21 protein-coding genes are annotated in these 23,413 nt (G+C 60.0%); 9 read left to right on the top strand and 12 right to left on the bottom strand.

Annotated elements, in window-relative coordinates:
- Positions 1-10: 10 nt before the first annotated feature.
- From JJB09_RS08080 to JJB09_RS08060, 5 genes are read left to right on the top strand one after another with little or no spacing between them, the layout of a single operon-like run.
- Positions 11-808, top strand: coding sequence for an ABC transporter ATP-binding protein (locus JJB09_RS08080; protein ID WP_201655829.1), 798 nt, complete (start codon positions 11-13; stop codon positions 806-808).
- The gene (locus JJB09_RS08075; protein ID WP_201655826.1) at positions 805-1,551 is read left to right on the top strand and encodes an ABC transporter ATP-binding protein; all 747 of its coding nucleotides are present in this window, start codon (positions 805-807) and stop codon (positions 1,549-1,551) included. The genes JJB09_RS08080 and JJB09_RS08075 overlap by 4 nt, the downstream gene beginning before the upstream one ends.
- Positions 1,548-2,456: a branched-chain amino acid ABC transporter permease gene (locus JJB09_RS08070; RefSeq protein ID WP_201655823.1), complete on the top strand. Its 909-nt coding sequence runs from the start codon at positions 1,548-1,550 to the stop codon at positions 2,454-2,456. The genes JJB09_RS08075 and JJB09_RS08070 overlap by 4 nt, the downstream gene beginning before the upstream one ends.
- Complete coding sequence (locus tag JJB09_RS08065) at positions 2,453-3,439, top strand: branched-chain amino acid ABC transporter permease (protein ID WP_201655820.1); 987 nt, start codon at positions 2,453-2,455, stop codon at positions 3,437-3,439. Before JJB09_RS08070 ends, JJB09_RS08065 begins: the two co-directional genes overlap by 4 nt.
- Positions 3,436-4,719 (top strand): NAD(P)/FAD-dependent oxidoreductase, encoded by a 1,284-nt coding sequence (locus JJB09_RS08060; RefSeq protein WP_201655817.1) that lies wholly within the window; start codon positions 3,436-3,438, stop codon positions 4,717-4,719. Before JJB09_RS08065 ends, JJB09_RS08060 begins: the two co-directional genes overlap by 4 nt.
- A gap of 14 nt (positions 4,720-4,733) precedes the next feature.
- Here the strand turns inward: JJB09_RS08060 and pth are convergent, their stop codons facing one another.
- The 4 genes from pth to JJB09_RS08040 all read right to left on the bottom strand — a co-directional run bounded on the left by pth (position 4,734) and on the right by JJB09_RS08040 (position 9,516).
- Positions 4,734-5,447 carry an aminoacyl-tRNA hydrolase gene (gene pth, locus JJB09_RS08055; RefSeq protein ID WP_201655814.1) on the bottom strand — a complete coding sequence of 238 codons (714 nt, stop codon included), beginning with the start codon at positions 5,445-5,447 and terminating at the stop codon, positions 4,734-4,736.
- Positions 5,448-5,529: 82 nt separating this feature from the next.
- The gene (locus tag JJB09_RS08050) at positions 5,530-6,180 is read right to left on the bottom strand and encodes a substrate-binding periplasmic protein (RefSeq protein ID WP_343228999.1); all 651 of its coding nucleotides are present in this window, start codon (positions 6,178-6,180) and stop codon (positions 5,530-5,532) included.
- A gap of 101 nt (positions 6,181-6,281) precedes the next feature.
- A complete protein-coding gene (locus JJB09_RS08045; protein ID WP_201656786.1) occupies positions 6,282-8,660 on the bottom strand; it encodes an EAL domain-containing protein in 2,379 nt (792 codons plus the stop codon).
- A 259-nt stretch (positions 8,661-8,919) separates the two neighbouring features.
- A complete protein-coding gene (locus JJB09_RS08040) occupies positions 8,920-9,516 on the bottom strand; it encodes a 50S ribosomal protein L25/general stress protein Ctc (protein WP_201655810.1) in 597 nt (198 codons plus the stop codon).
- 269 nt (positions 9,517-9,785) lie between these two features.
- On the opposite strand from JJB09_RS08040, the gene JJB09_RS08035 reads away from it, so the two are divergent.
- Entirely contained in the window at positions 9,786-11,240 is a 1,455-nt protein-coding gene (locus JJB09_RS08035; RefSeq protein WP_201655808.1) for a hypothetical protein, read from the top strand.
- Positions 11,241-11,437: 197 nt separating this feature from the next.
- Complete coding sequence (locus JJB09_RS08030) at positions 11,438-12,400, top strand: helix-turn-helix domain-containing protein (RefSeq protein ID WP_201655805.1); 963 nt, start codon at positions 11,438-11,440, stop codon at positions 12,398-12,400.
- A gap of 67 nt (positions 12,401-12,467) precedes the next feature.
- Here JJB09_RS08030 and JJB09_RS08025 read toward each other — a convergent pair whose 3' ends face one another.
- The 3 genes from JJB09_RS08025 to JJB09_RS08015 all read right to left on the bottom strand — a co-directional run bounded on the left by JJB09_RS08025 (position 12,468) and on the right by JJB09_RS08015 (position 14,839).
- On the bottom strand, positions 12,468-13,403 hold the full coding sequence (locus tag JJB09_RS08025) for a ribose-phosphate pyrophosphokinase (RefSeq protein WP_201655802.1): 936 nt from the start codon (positions 13,401-13,403) through the stop codon (positions 12,468-12,470).
- Positions 13,404-13,665: 262 nt separating this feature from the next.
- A complete protein-coding gene (locus JJB09_RS08020; RefSeq protein ID WP_201655799.1) occupies positions 13,666-14,394 on the bottom strand; it encodes a class I SAM-dependent methyltransferase in 729 nt (242 codons plus the stop codon).
- A 1-nt stretch (position 14,395) separates the two neighbouring features.
- Positions 14,396-14,839 (bottom strand): MarR family winged helix-turn-helix transcriptional regulator, encoded by a 444-nt coding sequence (locus JJB09_RS08015; protein WP_201655796.1) that lies wholly within the window; start codon positions 14,837-14,839, stop codon positions 14,396-14,398.
- Positions 14,840-14,988: 149 nt separating this feature from the next.
- Between JJB09_RS08015 and JJB09_RS08010 the strand changes: the two genes are divergently transcribed.
- Together JJB09_RS08010 and JJB09_RS08005 are read left to right on the top strand one after the other, a co-directional pair.
- Positions 14,989-15,816, top strand: a complete 828-nt coding sequence (locus tag JJB09_RS08010; protein WP_201655793.1) for a p-hydroxycinnamoyl CoA hydratase/lyase — start codon at positions 14,989-14,991, stop codon at positions 15,814-15,816.
- Between the two features lie 61 nt (positions 15,817-15,877).
- Positions 15,878-17,392, top strand: coding sequence for an AMP-binding protein (locus JJB09_RS08005; protein ID WP_246748622.1), 1,515 nt, complete (start codon positions 15,878-15,880; stop codon positions 17,390-17,392).
- A 9-nt stretch (positions 17,393-17,401) separates the two neighbouring features.
- On the opposite strand, the gene JJB09_RS27025 is transcribed toward JJB09_RS08005, so the two are convergent.
- The 5 genes from JJB09_RS27025 to JJB09_RS07980 all read right to left on the bottom strand — a co-directional run bounded on the left by JJB09_RS27025 (position 17,402) and on the right by JJB09_RS07980 (position 23,413).
- Positions 17,402-19,264 (bottom strand): DUF4189 domain-containing protein, encoded by a 1,863-nt coding sequence (locus JJB09_RS27025; RefSeq protein ID WP_201655787.1) that lies wholly within the window; start codon positions 19,262-19,264, stop codon positions 17,402-17,404.
- A gap of 168 nt (positions 19,265-19,432) precedes the next feature.
- Entirely contained in the window at positions 19,433-20,170 is a 738-nt protein-coding gene (locus JJB09_RS07995; RefSeq protein WP_201655784.1) for a hypothetical protein, read from the bottom strand.
- A gap of 80 nt (positions 20,171-20,250) precedes the next feature.
- Positions 20,251-21,402 carry a M24 family metallopeptidase gene (locus JJB09_RS07990; protein WP_201655781.1) on the bottom strand — a complete coding sequence of 384 codons (1,152 nt, stop codon included), beginning with the start codon at positions 21,400-21,402 and terminating at the stop codon, positions 20,251-20,253.
- A 2-nt stretch (positions 21,403-21,404) separates the two neighbouring features.
- The gene (pgeF, locus tag JJB09_RS07985) at positions 21,405-22,205 is read right to left on the bottom strand and encodes a peptidoglycan editing factor PgeF (protein WP_201655778.1); all 801 of its coding nucleotides are present in this window, start codon (positions 22,203-22,205) and stop codon (positions 21,405-21,407) included.
- A gap of 110 nt (positions 22,206-22,315) precedes the next feature.
- Positions 22,316-23,413, bottom strand: a complete 1,098-nt coding sequence (locus JJB09_RS07980) for a class I SAM-dependent methyltransferase (protein ID WP_201655775.1) — start codon at positions 23,411-23,413, stop codon at positions 22,316-22,318.

The raw sequence follows: 23,413 nt of genomic DNA, 5'->3' as shown, positions 1-23,413 counted from the left end.
AGAGGGAACAATGAGCTCGAACTTAGTGAGAAAGGCGGCGTCTGACGGGCCGGTGCTGGCGGCGCGAAACATCGTGCGCCGATTCGGCGGCCTCTACGCCGTCAACGACGTGTCCTTCGAAGTGCGTCGCGGCGAGATCCTCGGACTGATCGGCCCCAATGGGGCCGGCAAGACGACGATGTTCGATCTGCTGGCCGGCAGTATCCCGCCCAGCAGCGGTGATATCGTGCTGAACGGCGCCAACGTTTCCGGCGATGCGCCGCATCGCCGCATTCGCCGCGGGCTTGGTCGTACTTTCCAGATCCCCAGACCGCTTGCCAATCTCAGCCTGGTCGAAAATGTCATGCTGGCCGGGCAGGGGCAGACGGGCGAAAGCCTGGTGGCCAATTTCCTCAGGCCATTCAAGGTCGCCGCCGAGGAGCGAGTCGCCGAGGAAAAGGCGATGGAGCTGCTCGATCTGGTTCTTTTGTCGCGGCTGGCGCATGAGCCGGCCCGCGTGCTTTCCGGCGGCCAGCGCAAGCTGCTGGAACTGGCACGCGTGATGATGGCCGATCCGGAGATCATCCTGCTCGACGAACCTGCTGCTGGTGTCAATGCAACGCTGCTCGAAGTGATCATGGACCGCATTCGCGAGATCAATGCACGTGGCGTCACGTTTCTGCTGATCGAACACAATATCGATATGGTGACGCGGCTTTGCCACCGGGTGCTGGTCATGGCGAGCGGTCAGCTGATCTGCGAGGGCACCGCCAGTGAAGTCGCCCGCGACCCACGCGTTATCGAAGCCTATCTCGGAGGTGCGGCATGAGCCAACCTGTTCTTCAGGTCCGCGATCTCGTCGCGGGCTACGAGCCCGGCGTGCCAATCGTCCGCGGCGCTTCCATCACGGTCAACAAGGGCGAGATCGTCATCGTGCTCGGGCCTAATGGCGCCGGCAAGTCGAGTTTCATCAAGGCGGTCGCCGGGCTCGTCCCGGTCTCCAGCGGACAGGTGCTGCTTGACGGCGTCGATATCACCGCCGTTCCGGCGCACCAGATGGTCCGCAGGGGATTGGCCTTCGTGCCGCAAACGGAAAACATCTTTCCGCTGATGAGTGTCGAGGACAATCTCCGCGTCGCCGGCGGCATCCTGAAGCCGAAGGAATCCGCCGAGCGGATCGAACGGATGTACGAACTCTTTCCGGATCTCAAATCCTTCCGCCGCAACGGCGCGGGCAATCTTTCCGGCGGCCAGCGGCAGATGCTGGCGGTCGCGCGCGCGCTGATCGTCGATCCGAAGCTGCTGGTGCTCGACGAGCCTTCGGCGGGCCTGTCGCCGAAATTCGTCTCCATGGTGTTTGGGATGCTGACAGATATCCGCAAGACCGGCGTCACCATCCTGCTTGTCGAGCAGAACGCCAAGGCAGCACTCTCCATCGGCGATCGTGCCTACGTTCTGGTCGAGGGCAAGGATGCCCACGAGGGCGTGGCGTCCGAGCTCTGGAACGATCCCGTCGTCGCCGAGCTCTATCTCGGCCAACGTGCCCATCAGAAAGCCGGAGGCGCGACATGAACCTGCAATTCATAGTCGACGGACTGTTGACCGGTTCGATGATCGGTCTTGGCGCCATCGGCGTCACACTTACCTATTCGATCCTCAGGTTCTCGAATTTCGCCCATGGCGATTTCATGGCCTGGGGCACCTATGCGACGCTGGCCGTCGTCAGCGCCATCGGCGCGATGTTCGGCAAGTTCGCGCCGATCGGCGCGCTCTCCTTTGGCTGGCCGCTGATCGTCGCTGTCATTCTCGGCTGCGCGTTTACAGGATTGTTGGCGCTTGCACTCGACGTTGTGCTGTTTGCGCGGCTGCGTTCGAAGGGCCAGGCGATCATCGTCGTCATGGCCAGCTTCGGCGCCTCGATGGCGCTGCGCAGCCTGCTTGAATTCATCTTCACCTCGCGGCCGGCCTACTTCTCCAAGGCCATCCAGATGGCCATGCCGGTCGGTTTCGGAATTCGCATCACGCCGGACCAGATCGCGTTGCTGCTGATCACGGCCGTGCTGGTCGCCGGAACGCATCTGCTGATGACGCGCACCCAGACAGGCCGGTCAATGCAGGCGGTCAGCCAGAACATGGCGCTTGCCCGCGTCGTCGGCATCGATGTCGCAAAGGTTATCCGTGTCACCTGGGTACTGGGCGGGGCACTTGCCTGCGTGGCCGGCGTGATGATCGGCATCCTTGTACAGATCCGTCCGATGATGGGCTTCGACATGCTGTTGCCGATGTTTGCAGCAGCCATCCTCGGCGGCATCGGCAGCGTACCCGGCGCAGTTCTCGGCGGTCTGATCATCGGCGTCGCCGAAGCCGGCGCAGTCCAGCTCGTCGGCGCGGAATGGCGCGCCGCGATCTCGTTCGTCATCCTGATGGCGGTGTTGTTCGTCCGACCAATCGGCATATTCGGAGTGAGGGAGCGATGATCGATCTCCTGGGTTACGGTGCATTCTTCCTCACGACGGCGCTGGTGTTTGCGCTGATCAGTCTGGGATTGAACCTGCAATGGGGGCTGACCGGCCTCTTCAATGTCGGCGTCGCGGGTTTCGTGGCGATCGGCGCTTATACATCGGCGTTGCTGACCACACCCGAGGAGGCGGCCCGTTTCGGCGGCTTCGACATGCCCATTGTCGTGGGCTGGCTGGGGGCGATGCTGGTGGCCGGCATTGCCGCCGCCATCACCGGTTTTGCGACGCTCCGGCTGAAATCGGATTATCTGGCGATCACCACCTTCGGTGTCGCGGTCGTGGTGCAACTGGTGGCGCTGAACGCGCAGTGGTTGACCGGCGGCGCTTTCGGCATCGGTTTCATCCCACGGCCGTTCGCCAGCCTCGCCGAGAAGCCGATCCTGTTCAATCTTTCCAACCTCGCCATCGTCGCGGTCGTGACGCTGGTTGCCTATCTCGCGCTCCAACATTTGACCCGCAGCCCATGGGGGCGCGTGCTGAAGGCACTGCGTGAGGACGAGCGTGCGGCGATTTCGCTCGGCAAGAGTGCGCGTTTCTATCGCGTGCAGGCCTTTGCGGTCGGCGGGGCGCTGATGGGGCTTGCCGGGGCCGTGCAGGCGCATTTCATCGGCTTCATCGCGCCGGAAAACTACATCCCGATGCTGACATTCCAAGTCTGGGTGATGCTGATCGTCGGCGGCTCAGGCAGCAACCGGGGCGCGGTCATCGGTTCGGTCCTGGTCTGGGCGATCTGGGCGGGCTCTGGTGCGCTGACCTCGGTGCTTTTCCCGGCGGAACAGCAGGCGCGTGCTGCGGCACTGCAGATCGTCGCCATCGGCGTGATGCTCTGCGTCATCCTGCTGGTGCGCCCGAATGGTCTGTTCGGCAATCTGGTGGAGCGCCGCCGGCTCGCTGCCGGAGCAAGAAAGACCGTCGCTCAAAGCAGTGGCCCAGCGACATGACCGACATTTCGCTCTGGCATGCGGTGGGCCGTAATCGCAGGGACAGACCAGCGCTTGCGGCTGATATCGATGCCGACCTTGCCATTATCGGCGGCGGCTTTGCCGGTCTCTCGACGGCGCTGCATGCGGCCGAGAGGGGGGTGTCGGTCGTCGTCTTGGAAGCCGAGATCATCGCCTGGGGCGCAACCGGCCGCAATGCTGGCTTCGTCGTGCCGAACTTCGCCAAGATGGACCCGGATAACATAAACGCCGCCCTCGGGGCCGAGCGCGGCGAGCGCCTGAATACGTTTGTCGCGGGCAGCGGCGAACTGGTCTTCGATCTGATCAAGCGCCACAGCATCGAATGCTCCGCTCAACAAAGCGGCTGGATACAGCCGGCGCATTCGGCGGCGGCCTTCGCGAAAGTCAAATCCCGTGCAGGCCAATGGGCAAAGCGCGGCCGGCCGGCTGTCATTCTGGACGAATGCGAGATTGAAACCACAACTGGCGCCAAGGGCTATAGTGGTGGGTGGACAGATCGCTCCGGCGGCCTGCTCAATCCGGTCGAATATGCGCGCGGGCTTGCCGACGCCGCCGAGGCAGCGGGCGCAAGGATCTTCGAGCGAAGCCCGGTGACAACCATTGCCCGTCAGGCTGACGGCTATCGCCTGGCGACGACCAATGGCTCGGTGCGGGCGGGAAAAGTCTTCATCGCCACCAATGCCTATGGCCAGGCGCCGAAACCGGAGCTTGCCAAAACCTATTTCCCGCTGAAAGTCTTCCAGATTGCCACCGAGCCGCTGCCGCGCGAGATACGCGAACGGCTGCTGCCGGGCAATCAATGCGTATCAGACACACGGCGCAATCTGTTCACCTTCCGCTTCGATGCGGACAACCGGCTGATTTCAGGCGGGATGCACATCTTCGGTCCGGGAGCAGACGAGCGGGTGCCACGTACCATTCACCGGCGGCTGAAAGAGCTTCTCGAACTCGCTGACATTCCACCGATCGCCTATAGCTGGTCGGGCATGGCTGCGGTCGAACCGGATTTCCTGCCGCATCTGGTCGATCTCGGCCCCGGCCTGATCGCTGGCTTTGCCTGCAATGGACGCGGTATCGCGCCGACAACGGCCATGGGCAACGTGCTCGCTGACTGGGCGACGGGTGCCGATCCGGACAGTTTGCCTATCCCGTTTGCCCCGCCGCAGCAGATTCCGCTGCATGGGATGATGAAGCACGCCCCAAACATGCTGCTGCCCTGGAGCATGCTGCGCGACAAGCTGGATGAGTCCGGAGCATAAAGCCCCGAGCACTGTCAGTCCTTTTTCCCCAGCAGCTTTTTCAGCATTTCGGCCATCGGGCCGGAGGCGGGAAGGGCGGGCTTGTGGCTGCGGGCCTGATGGATGTGTGACTTGCCGGCCGGTGCGGGTTTAGCTTCTGTCGCTTCAGGTTTTTTTTTAGGTTCCGGCGCGGCCCCGGATATCTTGTTCATGAACTGGCTGCCGTCACCCTTGAGCAGCAGGCCGGCATTCAGGGCGATGTCGTCAAGCAGCGGTTCCAGCCATGTCTGGTCGACTTTGTGGAAATCGCCGAGCACGTGGTTGTGGACCATTTCCTTGACGCCGGGATGGCCGATACCGAGACGGACGCGGCGGTAGTCACGGCCGCAATGGGCGTCGATCGACTTCAATCCGTTGTGGCCGCCGTGGCCGCCTCCGGTCTTGACACGAACCTTGGCGGCGGGAAGATCCAGTTCGTCATGGAAGACGACGATATCGGCTGGCGTAAGCTTGTAGAACCGCATCGCATCGCCGACAGCCTCGCCGGACAGGTTCATGAAGGTCTGCGGCTTCATCAGCAGGATCTTTTCGCCGTCGATCTCGCCTTCGGATATCTCCGACTTGAACTTCTTGCTCCACGGTCCGAATGGCAGCTTGCGATGAATCGCATCGATGGCCATGAAGCCGATATTGTGCCGATTGGCGTGATACTTGGCGCCGGGATTACCCAAGCCTGCAAAAATGCGCATGGAACGGTGGTCGTCTTTCGTTTCGATGGTTCTTCAGAGCCTCGAAATGCGCTAAAAGTCAACCGCGCGCTTGCCCCTCAGATCAGTTGGTGGGTTGATCCAAACCGTATTTGTGGAAAATTGCCTCCTGGGTGCCGTCCGTCAGCAGAGTGTTTAGCTGAGCCTGCATGTTGGCGATATCCGCATCGGCAACGCCCAGATTGCAGGCGATAGAATAGGTATGTGTCGCAAGCACGAGTACCGATTCCACTTCGGCGCCCTCGCGCTTGAGTTTGTCGTAGTATTTCTCCGAGATCGGCATCAGGTCGATCCGGCCAAGCATCAGCTTCTTGAATGTCAGATTGAAATCGCTGGCGAGATCGACTTTCTCGAACTTCAGGTTCGTCAGAAGGTCCGCCGTGAAGTCGCCGCGCTGTGTCCCGAGCTGATATCGGCGCGCCTGCTCGAGATTGGCAGGCTTTGTGTTCGAACCCGCCTTTTTCATGAGCACGGTCCGTCCTTCGAGAAGCGGCTCGACCCATTTGAAATGCTTGTCGCGATCTTCGTTGTGTACGGTGGTGAAGACGCATGTCTGGGGTTCCGTCTGGGCCAGCGCAAGCGCGCGAGCCCAGGGCATCATCTCGATGGAGTGGGGAATGCCTGCCCGCTTCATGATGAACTCGATCTGATCGATGGAGACGCCCTTGTAGGTAACACCGTCACGGAAGCTGAACGGGGGATATTCCTCCGTCACCAGTCTTATCCCTTCGGCATGAGCCAGTGGAGCAAGCAGAAGAGGGAGCAGAAAAAACGGGAGCCTCAAGATGCGTATTCCTTTGCTGCTGTGTAGGATATCTACGATGCCTGTCGATTGGCTTGGGCAGGCATGGATTCATGGCTGGCGAATTGGCGGATGATGTCGTCCGAGGTCAGCGCGCGGCTGAAGTGATAACCTTGTCCCGCATCGACGCCCATGACAGAGAGAATGTCGCGCTGTTCTGACTTCTCGATGCCTTCGGCAACGACCAGACAGTTCATCTGATGCGAAATCGTGGTGATGCCCTCGACCAGCATGCGGCTTCTCTTGCGGGCGCTCTCCCCGTCCTCGGTCAGGGAACGGATGAAAGACTGATCGATCTTGACGATGTCGACCGGAAACTTGTGGAGGTAGCTGAGCGAGGAATAGCCGGTGCCGAAATCGTCAAGCGCCAGCCGGAAGCCGGATTTTCCAAATGTCTCAAGGATCTTCTGGACATCTGGATTGTGATGCATCAGCACCGCTTCGGTAATCTCGACGACGATCCGGTGCGGTGATACGCCCCATTTCAGCAGCGAACCGCCCATGCGATCGAGCAGTGCCGGCTCGAACTGCAGTGGTGAAATATTGACCGAGACATAGGCGTCGGCGAATTCTGGGTATTGGGACAGCCTGGCCAACTGGCTCACGGCCTTTTCGAAAATGCGCTCGCCGATCTGGCCGATGCTACCGGTTTCCTCGGCGTTGCGCACGATCCCGGCTGGCATGATGATGCCGTGCTCGGGGTGGACAAGGCGCATCAGAGCCTCGAAGCCGGCGATGCGGCCAGTCCTCAGGTCGAAGATCGGCTGCAGGTGGGCGTCGAACCAGTCTTCGCGCAGCCCGTCGGTAATGAAACCTTCTATCTGAACGCGGTCCTGGGCGGCGTTCGCCAATTCGGGGTCGAAAAGGCGGGCGCCGTTCTTGCCGTTGCGCTTGCGGGCGTACATCGCCAGATCGGATTTCTGCAGCAGTTCTGCAGCGGTGGCGGCGTGCTGGGGGTAAAGCGCGATCCCGACCGAGGCGCTGAGGTTGGTTCTGTGTCCTTCGATGTCCATGGGCGCATCGATCACGCGAGCGATCCGTTCCGCCACGTCGAGGGCTGCTTTTTCCGGAGCCGGGGCGGCGATCAGGATAGCAAATTCGTCGCCGCCGAGCCGCGCCATGGTATCACCGGGGCGCAACTGGGCCCGCATCCGCGCCACGACGGTTTGCAACACCTTGTCGCCAGCCGAATGCCCCAGCGTGTCGTTGATCCACTTGAACCGGTCCAGGTCGACAAACAGGCAGGCAAGGCCGGTTTCATCGCGATCGGCCACCTCGATCTTGCGTGTCAGTGCCTGCTCGAAGCCCTGGCGGTTGAGCAGGCTGGTGAGATGATCGGTGATTGCCTGCATATGGTTGCGATGCTCGGCGGCCTTGAGGTCGGTCACATCCGCCATGACGCACAATGTTTCGCGCGTTCCGGCAGGCCCGATCGCGGCTTCCATGATCAGCATGTCGGAAAGCTCGCCATCCGCACGGCAGAATCTTACGGTAATGCCGTTGTGCCCCTGCGGACCGTCAATGGGTTTATGACGGAAGCGATAGGCAGACACATCGTCTTCGGCGACGAAATCTGCGAAAATCCTGCCTATGACCTGGTTGCGCTCATAGCCTGTCGCAAGCAGCCAGTAATTGCTGACAGCGGTCAACCTATCCTCGCCATCGACGGAATACAGCATTGCCGGCGTGCGATTGTAGATCTCGGTCGCCCTTTCATGGGCTGCCTTGATCTTGGCCTCTTCTTCGGCCAGATGCGTCTGCATTGCGTTGAAGTTTGCCGCAAGCGAGCCCATTTCGTCCCTGGAGTGCCAGTCAACCTTGTGGCGCGATCCCAACCGTCTGGTGGCTTCGATGGCCGCCGTCAGCCTGGCAAGGGGTTTGATCACCAATTGGCGGTTGCCAATAATGGCTGCCGCGAAGATCAGAAGCACCGCCAGCGCGAAAATCGCGAGGATAGCGATGGTGTTGTTGTCGTTGTTGAAGAATGGCCGCTTGATCAGGTGCAACTTCAGTACGCCGACCTTCTTTGGCCCATCAGTCGTATTGTATTCGATGTCCCGCGTCAGAACGATCATTCCATGCCGCTCGGTCATGGCGCGCTCGTCAAGCTGGATGTGGATCTGGCCGGTATTGTCGCGCACGTCGACCCTGGCCACCGACCGGGACGAGGATGCGGCGCGGGCAATCTGCCGCACGCTCTCGATATCGAAATCCCAGACTGGTTTGCCAAGCGCCTGCGCGTTGGCCTCGATCATGATGCGCCCGCGCTCGAGCGCTTCGTCGGCCGACTGCTGCTGGGCGAGCACGAGAAAAAGGACGAAGAGGGGGGCTACAACAAGGACGAGTGTTGCCAGAATGATTGCGATGAAGCGTCCTTCAACCGAATGGGTAATCATGTGGCGTCATGCAGCCTTCTGTCGCGCGATCATTGCTAACCGATTGAGTGCCCCAATTTGATCCAGGCCTCCGACGTCAAGCTATTCCGACAGATATTAAATGTTGTTGAAAAGAAGAAAGCCAGGAGTAGGCGTGAGAATACTTGGTTATTGCAATGTAAACAAAAGCCCCCGCGATCCATTCTGGATTGCGGGGGCTTGATCGGGTGGCATCTATCGATTGCAGCGGAGCCGCAGTCAGAAGGAATGCTTGACCTTACTCAGCGGTTTCTTCCTTGATGCCGCCAGCCGGAGCCACGATCGTAGCGATCGTGAAATCGCGATCGGCGATCACAGGCGTAACGCCAGCCGGAAGCTTGACGTGCGAGATATGGATCGCGTCGCCGATCTTCAGGCCGTTGAGGTCGGCGCTGATGAATTCCGGAATGTCGTTTGCCGGGCAGTGCAGCTCGACAGCGTGACGAACGATGTTGAGTACGCCGCCAACCTTGATGCCGGGGGACTTTTCTTCGTTGACGAAGTGAACCGGAACTTCAACCGTAACCTTCATGTCAGCCGAAACGCGGAGGAAATCCACGTGCATCGTGAAGTCGCGGACCGGGTCGAGCTGGTAGTCCTTCGGCAGAACCGAAATCTTCTGTCCATCGACTTCGATCGTTGCAACGGTGGTCATGAAACCGCCGGCATGGATCTTCTGCGTCACTTCCTTGACGGGAAGCGTGATGGAGATGGGGGCCTGCTTGTCACCATAGATGACAGCAGGAATAAGGCCATTGCGGCGAAGTTCACGGGAGGACCCCTTACCTACCCGTTCGCGCAGCTCGGCCTTGAGCTCGTAGGAAACGTGGCTCATGGCTATTCCTTTCAAGTGTTATGGAGGGTCCTTGCATGAGGCTGATTCCCCGGGCAAAAACCGATATGCCAACAGCATACCTCCGCCGTGCCTCCAAGGGTGTCCGGGCGGATGCGGGCTCATAACCCAGAAGGGCTGGAAACGCAAGCCCGCCCGCTGCAACGCAGCACTGGCAAAAGCCTGCGATGTTCGATATGTGGCATTGACGGCATTATCGCCAGCGGGCAATTTGCCCGCCATCTCAATAAGTCCGATACGGGAGTTACATAATGCGCCGTGCGCTTTATTCGACAGTCGCAATTCTTGCCATGCTTGCGCCAATGCAGACGCGAGCCGCGGATGTTTCCGAAACCGGTGCGCGCGATATAGCAGAAAAGCTCACGCATTATCTACCGAAGGACGTGGTCGATACTGGTTTTCTCAAGGTAACTGCCGGCACCAACCGCTATGAGCTGTCGGTGGATCTGGAGGCTTTGCTCCGGAAGATCAAGACGGAAGACTTTTCGGTTACCGGCCTCAAGCCATTGGTCCAGTACTTGACCCCGCAGGACGATGGCCTGTGGAAGATCGAGACCAATGAGCGCCTTGACATTTCGGGTCATTTCTCCGCCGAGGGAAAGAAGAACAATTTTACCTATCTGATCGAAACGATCACGTTCGAAGGTATGTTCGATCCGGAGCTGAGCTTCACGCGTACCGCCAATGCCAGCCTGCAGAATCTCCGCTTCAGCTCCGATGACGGCAGCACCAAGGTTTCGGCCAATATCGATGACTACAGCACCGACATGCGTCTGGAAAACATCGATGGCGGCAAGGCCGACATGGTTTCCAATCTGAGCGGCAAGGGTTTCACGGAGACGGTCACAGACCCGACGGGCGGCACATTCACCGTTTCGGCGGCATCGCTCGATGGCCGTTCGCAGGCCGATAAGCTGGGCGTCGCCGCATTTCGGGATCTCGTGATCTTCGGCCTCGACAAGCTCAAGTCCAAGGACGATGTGATCTCGGCTCAGGACGACGCACGGCTGAAAGAACTGATGAAGGCCAATGTGCCCTTCGTCGACAATCTGGTTTATGACATCAATTTCCGCGACATCACCGTTGCGGGGCAAGGGATGGAAGCCTCGCTCGCGCGGGCGGGCTACAAGGTCGAATTCAATGGCATCAAGGCCGATACGAGGGTGGGCGTCGAATTCAGCTTCAACGATCCTGTCATTCCCGCTGGAGTGCTGCCGCCAGGCACCGAAGGCGCACTGCCCAAATCCGCCAGCATGGGTGTCGCTGTCGGCGGCATGAATGTTGAAGGCGTGGTATCCTACCTTCTCGAGCATGCAGACTTCACTAAGTCGCAGCCGTTGACGACCGAACAGTCTGATGCGCTTTCCAAGATCGTTCTTCCGGAAGGTGTGATGAACATCGAGTTCTACAATGTCGCGGCCAAGTCGGATGTCTATGACATTGCGCTTGCAGGCACGATGAAGGTCAATCCTGATGAGAGCGACAAGCCCGAAGCTGACATCACCGTGACGGCGCGTGATCTCGATACGACGATCAAGTTCCTGCAGGACAATGCCAGCAAGGTGCCAGAATTCGGCCAGGCATCGTTCATGGTGCTAATGATCAAGGGCTTTGGTAAGCAGCAGCCGGATGGCAGCATGATCTGGAACGTCAAGCTCGATCGCGATGGCAAGGTGATGATCAATGGCCAGGAAATGAAGATCTGATAGGCTTTCCGACTGTATTGTCGCAGTTCTGAGACACTGCTGTCCGATGCTTCGAACGCCGGGATTGTGATCCCGGCGTTTTTTTATGCAAACTCGGCTTGAGGGTGGAATTTACGGGCTTGTTTTGTGGCAGGCCTCATGATGACATAACGATACTATGTGGGGGAATGACAGGGTAGTCGCTTTGGGAGGAGCCTATGCTTGGACTGAACCAGCATGCAGACAAGGTGTATGCACTCGCGCAGGAGAAATCCGGGGCAGCCAGTTCTCCGATCGCGGCTTCCTGGCGGCGATGTCTGACCAAGCATGGGCTGGCGCCTGAGGAGAGCCGGCAGCCCGTGCGATTGACGGATGCGGAATTCAGGGAGACCCTGGCGCATTCCGGGCACGTGGTCGAAGAAGCATCGAGCGAGCTCGACTGGCTCTTCGGTATGGTCGGCAAGGCCGGATGCTGTCTCGTCTTTACCGACAGCGCCGGGGTGGTGCTGGAGCGCCGGGGCGTCTCCTCCGAGGACAAGGAATTTCGTGATCTGGGACTGTGGACCGGCACGCTCTGGAGCGAGGCCAGTGTCGGCACCAACGGCATCGGCACCGCGCTCGCCGACGGGCGAATGGTGACGGTGTTTCGTGAGCAGCATTTTCTGTCCGCAAATATCGGCCTGTCTTGTGCATCGGCACCGGTTCGCGATCACAAGGGACAGATCGTGGCAGCAATCGATATTTCGACCGCGCGGCGCGATGCGACCGAAATGATCATGCCGGTGCTGGCCCAGGCGGCCAAGGATACGGCCTCGCGCATCGAGATCAATTTGTTCAAGCGGGCCTATAGCGGGTCGCGCATCGTTCTCGTCAATGGCGCCAGCCATTCCGGCTCGGCTCTGCTTGCGGTCGATCGGGACGACATGGTGACCGGGGCGACGCGGGCGGCACGGTTGGCGCTGAAGATCGACGACATGATGATCGCGCATGGGATTCCCGCCTCAGATCTGCTCCAGGAAAGCCAGGAACGAGAGGGCAGCGATCTACTGGAGGCGGAGCGTGCCGCGCTTCGTCGGGCGCTGTCGCGCAACAATGGTAATGTATCGCTGACGGCGCAGATGCTGGGGATCAGCCGTGCAACCCTGCATCGGAAGATCAACAAACTCGATCTTCACGCGTGACACGCGAATAACTAACAATCGTTGGAAAAAGCAAAAGGGGCCGCCGGCCCCTTTAATGTATCGCGTTTTAGTCGAACAGGCTTGAAACCGATTCTTCTAGGCTGGTGCGATTGATAGCTTCGCCGATCAATGGCGCGGTTGAGATGACGCGGATATTATGGGCCGACATGACGGCAGTTGTCGGCTGAATCGAGTCGGTGATCACCAGTTCCTTCAGCTTCGAAGATGAAACGCGATTGACTGCTCCGCCCGACAGCACGCCGTGGGTGATGTAGGCGGTGACGCTGGAAGCACCGTTGGCGAGCAGAGCGTCAGCCGCATTGCAGAGCGTGCCGCCGGAATCGACGATGTCGTCGATCAGCAAGCAATCCTTGCCCTCAACCTCGCCGATAATGTTCATGACTTCGGATTCGCCCGCCTTCTCGCGACGCTTGTCGACGATGGCGAGGTTGCGGTCGCTGAGGCGCTTGGCAAGCGAACGGGCGCGGACCACGCCGCCGACGTCGGGCGAGACGACCATGACGTTGTTGAGGTCATAGTTGGCCTTGACGTCGCGTGCCAGGATCGGCACGGCGTAGAGATTGTCGGTCGGGATATCGAAGAAACCCTGGATCTGGCCGGCGTGAAGATCGAGCGTCAGGACGCGGTCCGCGCCTGCCTCCGTGATCAGGTTGGCGACCAGCTTGGCCGAAATCGGCGTGCGGGGACCAGGCTTTCGGTCTTGTCGTGCATAGCCGAAATAGGGAAGCACCGCGGTGATACGGCGGGCTGACGATCGACGGAACGCGTCGATCATGATCAGCAGCTCCATCAGGTTATCGTTGGCAGGATAGGATGTCGACTGGATGACAAACACATCCTCGCCGCGCACGTTTTCCTGGATTTCAACGAAAATTTCCTGGTCGGCGAAACGCCTGACGCTGGCTTTACCAAGTGGAACTTTGAGATAGGAACAGATCGTCTCGGCGAGTTGCCGATTAGAATTGCCCGAAAAAACCTTCATGACCCGCTGCCTGTTTTCCGTGCCGGATGGCGGCTTAATATCTGGCTTTCGCGTGAATGCAAGGGTTTTTCGCGGTTTTTCCCATAGGCATTTGGTGGAACGCCACCGGTTTCGTGATGTTTATGCCGCAATGCAGCGAAGATCGGTGTTCTCGCCGCATGGCTGAACCAAAATGGATCGTTCCGCTGTACAGCCATGGCGATAAACGCGCGGTGTCTTGCTACCATCCTACCAGATGTCCCGCAGTCAGATTCTGCAAACATCAGCGCTGCACATCGACGATGAGGATCATCGGGCGCTCCATTTCCTCGGCCAGATCGGGTATCGCCCTGATCTGTTCTGCGGAGGGATGCCACTCCTCGACATGGCGGATGGCAAATCCTTGATTGATCAAGGTGTTGAGAGTGGTGCCGATGGTGCGATGGTATTTTACGACGCCCTTGGCGAGCCAGTCGGTGGTTCGCTTGCCTTCGACCGAATACCGATCGACAGGCCAGGATTTCTTGCCTTCGGCGTCGATCTGCCATCCCGGTTGGCGCGAGGCCATGTAGATCGGATGCTCGATCGTGAAGAGGAACTGGCCGCCTTTTGCAAGCGACTGGTGCACAGCGGCCACCAGCTTGCTGAAATCCGCGATGTAGTGAAACGCAAGCGAGCTGTAGGCGAGGTCGAAGCTGGCAGCGGGCAGCTCGAGATTCTCAAGATCGGCAATCCGGTACTCGATCTGCGGATCGTCGGTGTCCGCCCGCGCCCGCGCGATCATGTTTTCGGAGAGATCAAGCCCGAGCACGTGACTTGCGCCTTGTTGGCGCGCCCAGCGCGATACCCAGCCGAAGCCGCATCCGAGATCGACGACGCGCTTGCCGGCAAGATCCTGCATTCGGTCGCGGATCGAGGGCCATTCGGCTGCGCCGTCGAGCCCCATCACCGAGCGGCCGAGCTGGCTGTATCCCGCGAAAAATTCCGGTTTGTCATAGATGTTCTGGGCCATTTCATTCTCCATTGTCATCGCGCCAGACCCGGCGCAGCATATCGAGCAAGTCGGCGCGTTCGCGCTCGCTCAGACGCTTGAGGACGCGGTCTTCGTGATGCTGGGCCATGTCGCGCCATATCGCCAGGTCTGCCTTGCCGCTGTCGCTGAGATAGAGCCGCTGGATACGTCGATCCTCATTGTCATCGACACGGAGGATAGCGGCAATGCTGTCGAGTTCTGCAAGCAGCGTCACGATGTTTGCCCGCTGCAGGCCGAGAATGCGGCAGATCTCGGCCGAGGTGATGCCCGGCTGTTCGCCGATCACGCAGGCGACGCTGAAGCTGGTTGGCCGCAGTGGTGTATCGGCAAACATGACGCCGAAATCGCCCAGCATGAAAGCGGAGGCGCGGCGCATGTTGTAACCGATCAGATCATCAAGCTTGACGGACAGGTTCTGGCTCATCGATCTGGCCTCCATTCATTGCCTTGCAAAAGAAACATTGCTATATAATATAGCTATATGAGTGCCGCAATGAAAGCGGCTGGTGAGAACTAGCATGGATGAGAACGGGATTTCATCTGGCTTTCTCAACGCAGGACGGGAGGATTACGATGGGCAAGACCGAGGATCCGGTAACCTATGAGGTAGTGGACGCCATTGCCTGGGTGCGTTTCAACCGGCCGGACAAACGCAATGCGATGAATCCGGACCTGAACCGCAAGATGATGGAAGTGCTGGACGCGCTGGAATTTCGCGGTGACGTCGGCGTACTGGTCCTGTCAGGCGAGGGTGCGGCGTGGTCCGCCGGCATGGACCTCAAAGAGTATTTCCGTGAGACCGAAGTCAGGGGGCAGGGTGCGGTGCGCCAGGCGCAACGCGAGTCCTACGGCTGGTGGCGCAGGCTGCGCTGGTATCAGAAACCGACGATCGCCATGGTCAATGGCTGGTGCTTCGGCGGCGGCTACGGCCCGCTGTTTGCGTGTGATCTGGCTGTCGCCGCTGACGAAGCGCAGTTTGCGCTGTCTGAGATCAACTGGGGTATCCTTCCTGGGGGCGGTGCGACGAAGGTCGTCGTCGATCTGCTGTCGATGCGGGATGCAATGTACCACGCGCTGACCGGCGAGTTGATCGACGGCAAGAAGGCTGCGGCCTGGAAGCTCGTCAATGAAAGCGTGCCGCTCGAACAGCTCAAGGAGCGCGTCACCGAGATTGCCAGGATACTGTTGAGCAAGAACCCGGTGGCGCTGAAGGCCACCAAGGATGCCATCCGTCGTGTGGCTGAAATGACCTACGACAATGCCGAAGATTATCTTGTGCGCGCACAGGAGGCGGCCAATTTCCACGATGACGGAGGTCGAAAGGAAGGCATCCGTCAGTTCATCGACGAGAAATCCTACAAGCCCGGCCTCGGCGCCTACGACAAGTCGCGGAAGGATTGACACTACCGGCGTGAAGGAGAGACGCGCCGGTCGATGTCGAAATAGAACTGGGAGGATGGGAATGCCCGAGTGGAGAACGCCCGACCCCGTGGCGCTATATGCGCAGGCGCAGCCGGAAAAGCTCGCCTGTGTCGATCTGGCCACTGGTCGGCAGTGGAACTACCGGCAGTTCAACGGCGCGATCCAGCGGACGGTTTCTGCGCTTGCCAGCCTTGGGGTCGAGCCCGGCCAGCGGATTGCGGCGATTGCCCGCAACAGCGCCGATCTGTTGATGCTGCAGCAGGCGGCGATGCGATCCGGGGCAATCTTCGTGCCGATCAACTGGCGTCTGTCGCGACCCGAACAGGCCGATATTCTCGCAGGCTGCGCACCCAGCCTGCTGGTCACGGATGAAGACATTGCGGGGATGATTTTGCCGCGCGGTTGCAAGGACATTGCCGTTGCGGAATTTCGCGAGGCCGTCGCGAGAGAAACACCTGCGGCTGCGCAACCGCTGCCTCCAGCCGATGCGCCCAACATCATACTCTACACATCGGGCACCTCGGGGCGACCGAAAGGTGTGGTGATTACCGGGCGCAATGTATTTGCCACCGCCGTCAATTTTGGCGTGCTGGGGCAGGTCGGGCAGGGCAGCGTGTTTCTCTGTGATACGCCGATGTTTCATATCATCGGGCTGATTACATCAATGCACTCGCCATTGCTGCAGGGCGGCACCGTGCTGGTCTCATCCGCTTTCGATCCGATGACAACCAATGCGCGGTTGGCGGATGCCGCATTCGGGGTCACCCATTATTTCTGCGTGCCGCAGATGGCGCAGGCGTTGCGCGGCGCGGCGAATTTCGCGCCGGAAAACTGGCGAAGCCTGAAGGCGTTGTTCACCGGCGGCGCACCCAATCCGCCGGCCAATATCCGCTGGTGGCTGGGGAAGGGCGTGCGCATGGTCGATGGCTACGGCATGACGGAGGCAGGCACGCTTCTGGGCATGCCGCTGGACCCCGCCCTCATTGATGCGAAAGCCGGATCGGCCGGGCTACCTGCGCCGGGTCTGACCATGCGTATCGTCGATGAGGCCGGCATGGATGTCGGTGCGGGGGAGGTTGGCGAAATCCTGGTGGCGGGGCCGAATGTTACGCCCGGTTATTGGGCCCGGCCCGAGGAGACGGCAAAGGCCTTTACACCAGATGGCTGGCTAAAGACAGGCGATCTTGCACGACGTGACGAAGACGGCTTTGTCACCATCGTCGACCGCCGCAAGGACATGTTCATCTCAGGTGGGGAAAACGTCTATCCCGTCGAGGTCGAAGCCGCGCTGAACGCGCATCCATCCATTCTTGATGCCGCTGTGATCGGCGTGGCTGATGAGAAATGGGGCGAGGTCGGCCGTGCATTCATAGTGCTCAGGCCAGGCTGCGCTGTCGCAAGCGAAGCGCTGGTGGCGCATTGTGCAGGGCTGATCGCCCGCTACAAGATACCAAGGGACTATGTTCGGATTGAAAACCTTCCCCGCAGCGGCGCGGGGAAGGTTTTGAAGAACGAGTTGAAGCGGCTAGGGCTATCGAGTGCGACGACACCGTGACCGGCTCGCTTACTTCGACAGGTTTTCCGGAGAGCAGGCGGTGAAACGCACGGTGCAAGCCTGCCCCATCCGCTCGCAACGCCCCAACGCCTCGGCAGCAGAGCGCTTCCAGTTCGAATCGGTCGAGAAGGCGTAGTTGTCGATTGCCGGGCCTTCGCCTTCGAACCGGGCGACGCTGAAGCAGCTGTTGCGGTAGGCCGTCAGTGGCATGCAGCCAAAGCCCGACTGGCTTTGGCACTTGGCTGCCGCGCCGTTTTGTGCTGCCTTTTTCGTTGCCTGGTTGCTGACGGCGAAAATCGCACCACTGTCGTCGATGGCAGTCGCGCCCCAGACGCTGGCCACCTGAGCCTGCCCGGCTTGGTCAGTTGCAGGGTTCTTTGCCCCCTGGATGTCCTTGCGCAGGGTTGCGATCTGCTGTTCCAGCTCGACCTTTTCCTTCTTCAGAACGGTGAAATTCTGGGTCAGCTTTTCCAGTTCCTGCTCGTAGATGTCCCGCTCTTTCTTCAACTGCGCCGCAGCTTCGTCCTGATCGGCGCCGGTTGATGCACTGCCGGGGTCGTTCTGTCGCTCTGCAGTCATCGTCGCAAGCCGTTCATCGCTGGCCTTGAGCTTTTGGTTAGCGTCGGCGGCGGCCTTCTCATTGGCGGCGACAGTCTTGGCTGCAGCATCGAGATCCGCGGTCAGCTGGGCAATCCGGTCTTCCAGCGAAGCCTTTTCAAGGTCGACCGCGGTAGCCTTGCCTGCAACACCCTTCAGGGCATCGATCTGAACATTGGCGACCGAAAGCTTGGCCTGCGTGTCCCTGAGTGTCTGGTCGCGTTCAGCGATGTCTGCCTTGGCCTTGTCGAGTGCAGCGGACAACGTATCGGTTTTCTCCGACAATGCTGCCTGTTGTTCTTCAGCAGCCTTGCCGGCCTGTTGCTTGCCGGCTTCGATTTCCGCCGTGGCAGTCGACAATTTCTCCTCGAGATCCTTGACGGTCGCATCCTTGTCTGCAACGGCCTTGAGGGCTTCGTCGCGGGCTTCCGTCAATGTATCGACCGTCGCCGTCAGCTCCACAACCCGCGCGTCGGCTTGTTTGCCGCCCTCATTCCGCATGGTCGCGACTTCTGCCCTTGCCGTGGTCAGCTTCTGCTTGAGGTCGCGCAGCGCGCTTTCCTTGTCGGCAACTGCTTTCAGTGCAGCGTCTCGTGCGGCACTCAGATCGCCAACTTTGTGCTGTTGAACTTCAGCAGCCTTGGCGATGGTTTGCATGCGCTCCTGTTCACCGGAACCGAGCCAGAGATAGGAGAGCCCGATACCCAGCAAGAAAAACAGTGCGGCTGCGACCGCTGTCGGCAACCACGACGAATGTCCGGGATCTTCCAGCACGAGACCGGAGAAATCGGGGCGACGAACTTCGTCATCGGTAACAGTGGCTTCTTCCGGCTCACGTGCTGGTATTGCCATCGCGGGCTCTGCCGGTTTCTCCACGTCGACGGCAGGCTCGGCTGAAAGGTCGGGCAACACGGCAGGTGAGGTTTCGGGGAATGGAACCAGAGGGGGGAGGTCCTCGCTGGACAGCACCGGGATTTCGGCTTCGGGCCAGACGAATGTCTCTCGAAAGCCTGACGTCGGCTGCTCCAGGGTCAGACTGGCTCGTTCAACGATGCGATTGGCCGTCTCGGGCTCGAGCGTCAGTGTAACAAGGTCCTCGGAAAACGAGACCCTGGCGGGCAGATTGGCTGGCTGCTTTGTCCACCCACGTTTGCCGAGATACTTGTCGGCCGAAAGGTCGCAAAGCCGAAAGCGCATATCGCTGGTCGTCAGCCCTTTGATTTCGATGATCGCCGCACCGGTCGCGGTGTCATTCTTGACTGTTAGTTCCGTCACGTTTGCTCAGCTCCATAATGCCGTGTGCCCCTTGGCTCGCGCTTCTAAACACGCACATTGGCAAGATTAGGACAATGTTAACGGGTAGAAAATCTTTTGTGCTTGACGGCGCGAAGGCGCGCACCAGTCGCTGATCTTATCGATGTCTCAATGGACGGGACGCGTCGGTCAACCCTGCCGCGCGTCCTTCCACTTGATGTATTCGGCGATGGTTTCGACACCAATCTGCTGCATCAGTTCGGGGGGGACGGAAGCCCAGGCGTCGGAGCTTTTTCCCGGTACCGACTGTTGGCCCTGAATTCGATGCAGGCGAGCACCGCCATTGTCGAGGATATCCCAGACATAGACGACAGTGACGTTCTTGCCGTCGCTGAATGCGGAGAGATAGCCCTTGAGTACGTGTTCCGCCGAAGCGTCGCTCGACGGCTTTATCGACAGGCCATTCGAACGTGCTGTGTTACCGAGTTCCTTGGAAAGCGGCGTCACGGCTTGAACGGGGGCGCCGATGATCGGCAGGAAGCGTATCGAACCCTTGGCGGTGTTGGCGGCGTAGAGGCTGCTGACCGGCTTGGCTTCGCTGTTGGATTTGTAGAGGTTGGCACCCAGCGATGTGTTTTCGCTTCTGGTCAGCGACGGGTTCTCCTCGCCGCGCTCGAGAGCTTGCGCCTGTGCTTCCAGCGTATTCTGCGGTGCACGACCGTTGGTGGCGACCTGGTTCATCGGTTGCGTGGTGTTGTCAGCAACATCGTTCTGAACCGTTTGACCATCGGAAGCAGCGTTGTTCTGCTGGTCTTGATTGCTGGCGTTGGGTATGTCGGCCTGCGGCGTCAACGCATCTGTGGTATTGCAGCCGGCCAGAACAAACAGAAGCATTGCCGCGGCAAATCTCGATGGATGCGCGCGCATGATTTCCGTCTCCCGGCTCCGTTTTTCGTGCAAGACTTTGAACATCCTCTGGCGTTGTCTGTCAATTCCGGATCGAAATTTCACACTGCAATCATGTCGAGGCTATGGCGCGTCAGGCTTTTGACCGCGTCTGACGTTGTCAGGTAGGTCTGGCCCAGCGTCATGGCAGTACCGGTATCGGAGTCCATGATGATCATATGGACGAACAACGTCATGCCCGGCAGGATTGGCTCGGAGTTGCCGGCATGGAACATCTGGTGCTCCATCCATGACGGTGAAAACCGCGCGCCGACCGAATAGCCGCAGGCATTCAGCCGGTGGCGCGCAAGCCCCCGCTCATCCATGATCCTTGCATGCGTGTCGAAGACTGTGCCGAACGTGTTGCCCGGTGTCAGCACCAGTTCGATCGCTTCGATGGCGTCCCGCGACGCAGCATAGAGCTGCTTCTGGTGATCGGTCGGCTGACCGATCACGACGGTGCGCATCATCGGTGCGTGATAGTGCGCAAACACACCGGCCCATTCCAGTGTCAGCTGGTCGGCCGGATCGAGATTGCGTCGCCCGGATTTGTAGCGGCAGAGCAGGGCATCTGCGCCGGAGCCGAGAATGAACTCGTTGGCGGGATAGTCGCCGCCACCTGACAAGATTGCCCCCTGCATCGCTGCGAGGATATCGGATTCGTTGGCGCTTGGCTTGATCAGCGATAGGGCTGCATCGAGCGCATCGTCGGAAAGGGCAGCGGCTCTCTCGACATACTCGATCTCAGCGGCACTTTTCACAAGGCGGAGGTGGCTGATGACCAGGGAGGCGTCCACAATCGTGCCGAAACTCGTCAACTGGTTGTCGAGCAGTCGGGTATTCCTGCCGGTCAGGCCGTGCGTATCGTATTCGACGCCGATGCGCGCGCCGAGCAGGTCCAGATCCATCAGAACGTTCTTCAAATCCACTGCGGGGTCGGCGCTGGCGCGATCGACCCAGATACGGATGTCCTCGATGATCGATGTGTGGCGTGCCTGCCTGAGGTCGGCCGAGCGGGTCAACAGAACCATCTGGCCATCGGCCTTGACCACAAGGCTCTGGAAGAAACAGTAGCCGAAGGTGTCGTAGCCGGTCAGCCAATACATGCTTTCCTGCGCGAAGATCAGGAGGGCGTCGAGTTTTTCCTCCTTCATCCGCACCTTCAGGAGTTCCAGCCGGGAGGCAAACTCGTCCCTAGAAAAATGCAGTGCCATGGCTAGAACTCCCCGATCATGATTGCTGATATCTGCCTGCCGTAGTCCGGATCCTGCCGATGGGTCGTCCGGCGATAGGAAAAGAACCGGTCTTCATCGGCATAGGTGCAGATATCCAGGTTTTCAGCCTCGATGCCGGCCGCTTGCAGGCGGCTGATCGTCAGCGCCGGCAGGTCGAACATGCTATGGCCGTGCTTCTCCGAAGGGCCGAAGAAACGTGCCCAGGAGGCATCGCGGGTCAGAAAGCGTTCCACGAACTCCGGCCCGACCTCGTAGCTTCGCCGCGATATCGACGGTCCGAGGCTGGCCTTGATGCGATTTCGGTTCGCGCCGAGGCGAACCATGGCTTCGATCGTGTTTTCCAGCACACCGTCGAAGGCGCCTTTCCAGCCGGCATGCGCGGCCCCGACTACGCGGGCTTCGGGATCGGCAAACAGTACCGGGCCGCAGTCGGCGGTCAAGATGCCGAGCGCCACACCCGGCGTTGCCGTCACCTGTCCGTCGGCTTTCGGCCTGTTAACTTGGTCTGGCGTCTCGACAGTGACGACGTCGGGAGAGTGGACCTGATAAAGCGTCGACAGGTGCCAGGGTTCGGCATTGAACCAGCCCGCCACGCGCGCGCGGTTTTCATGGATGTGTTCGGGCAGGTCGTTGGAGCCGGTGCCGACATTGAGGCCCCGATAGATGCCTGTGGACACTCCGCCCTGCCGGCCGAAAAAACCGTGCCGGATGCCGCTGGGGGCGGCCTGTTCGAGAAGCGGGCTGAGGATTGGCGAGAGGCTGGTTTGTGACGCGAGGGTCATGATCGGCGGTAGCCTTTCAACGATGATTCGGACGGAAACCCCGGATTTTCGGGGTGCAACGGCCACAAGTTGCGGGGATGTTGGCAGAGGTCGTTTGCCCGAGTCAACTCTCAGAGCACAAATGGAGGAAGTTCTACTGCCGGGCTCGATACCGCGAGCACCTTGAACAGAGCGCCCATTTCACCCTCATTTGCGCCGACCAGACGGGTGATGGCGGCGCGAATGGCGTCCTGTTGGGCGGCATCCTTGTCGCGGCCAAGCGAGCCGGCGCGTTCGGCGATTCCGAGGCCCAGCAGGAACTCTCCCTGGCTCATCATGCCGTTGATATGGATGGAGCGGGCGCGGGCGGTTTCGGCAAGCGGAGCAAAATCGACGTGGCTGGTCAGATCGGCTAGGCCGGGATTGGCAAGAACCGGATCGAAGCGGTGGTCGAGCACGGCCTGCAGCGTATCGCCGAAACCTGGCGTGAGGTTTCCGTAGTCGATGAACAGACCCGTTCCGCCATTGGCAAACAGCCGATCGGAAATCATCTGCATGATGGCGCTGCGGGCAGGGGCGACTTCGGCAATTGTGCCGAGCCCCACCTCCCGATACCCCATTGGCAAGAGCGAAGGATCGACAGTGCCGTATCCGGCCGCGAATGCCAGGTCGCCATGTTCATCCATGCCCACGAGCCGCTCGCAGAAGCCTGTCGATGTCCTGACGAACTGGCGTATCGGTACCGCATCGAAAAACTCGTTGGCGGCAAGCAGCAGGAAGCCGTCGGGCACCTCGTCGAAGCTTTCATGCCAGCTGATCTTGCCGGTATGGGCGGCAAGCGTCTCGGCCTGCAGGGCTGTCAGCTTGGCGCTGGTTTCCACCATGTGCACCGTGGCACCTTGATAGAGTTCGGGAGCGAGTCGGGAGATCACGCGCAATATGTCCGCCATCATCGTGCCCCGGCCGGGGCCGATCTCGGCGATCCTTATGGCTCGCTGCGGCTTCAGGTGCTTCTGCCAGGCCTGCACGAGGAAGACGCCGATCATCTCGCCGAACAGCTGGCTGACTTCCGGGGCGGTGATGAAATCGCCACGCCGACCGAAAGGCTCGCGGGTCTTGTAGTATCCATATTCTGGATCTGCCAGGCACAGTGCGAAGTAATCGGTAATGCTGATCGGTCCGTTCTGACGGATGATCGCCTTGATCTTGTCGGCCAGCGGCGTGGTCAT

Source organism: Phytoamicus setariae, assembly GCF_016722925.1.
Classification (GTDB): Bacteria; Pseudomonadota; Alphaproteobacteria; order Rhizobiales; family Rhizobiaceae; genus Rhizobium_E; species Rhizobium_E setariae.
Note: the sequence above shows the minus strand (reverse complement) of the source record. Positions and strands in the feature narration are given on the sequence as shown.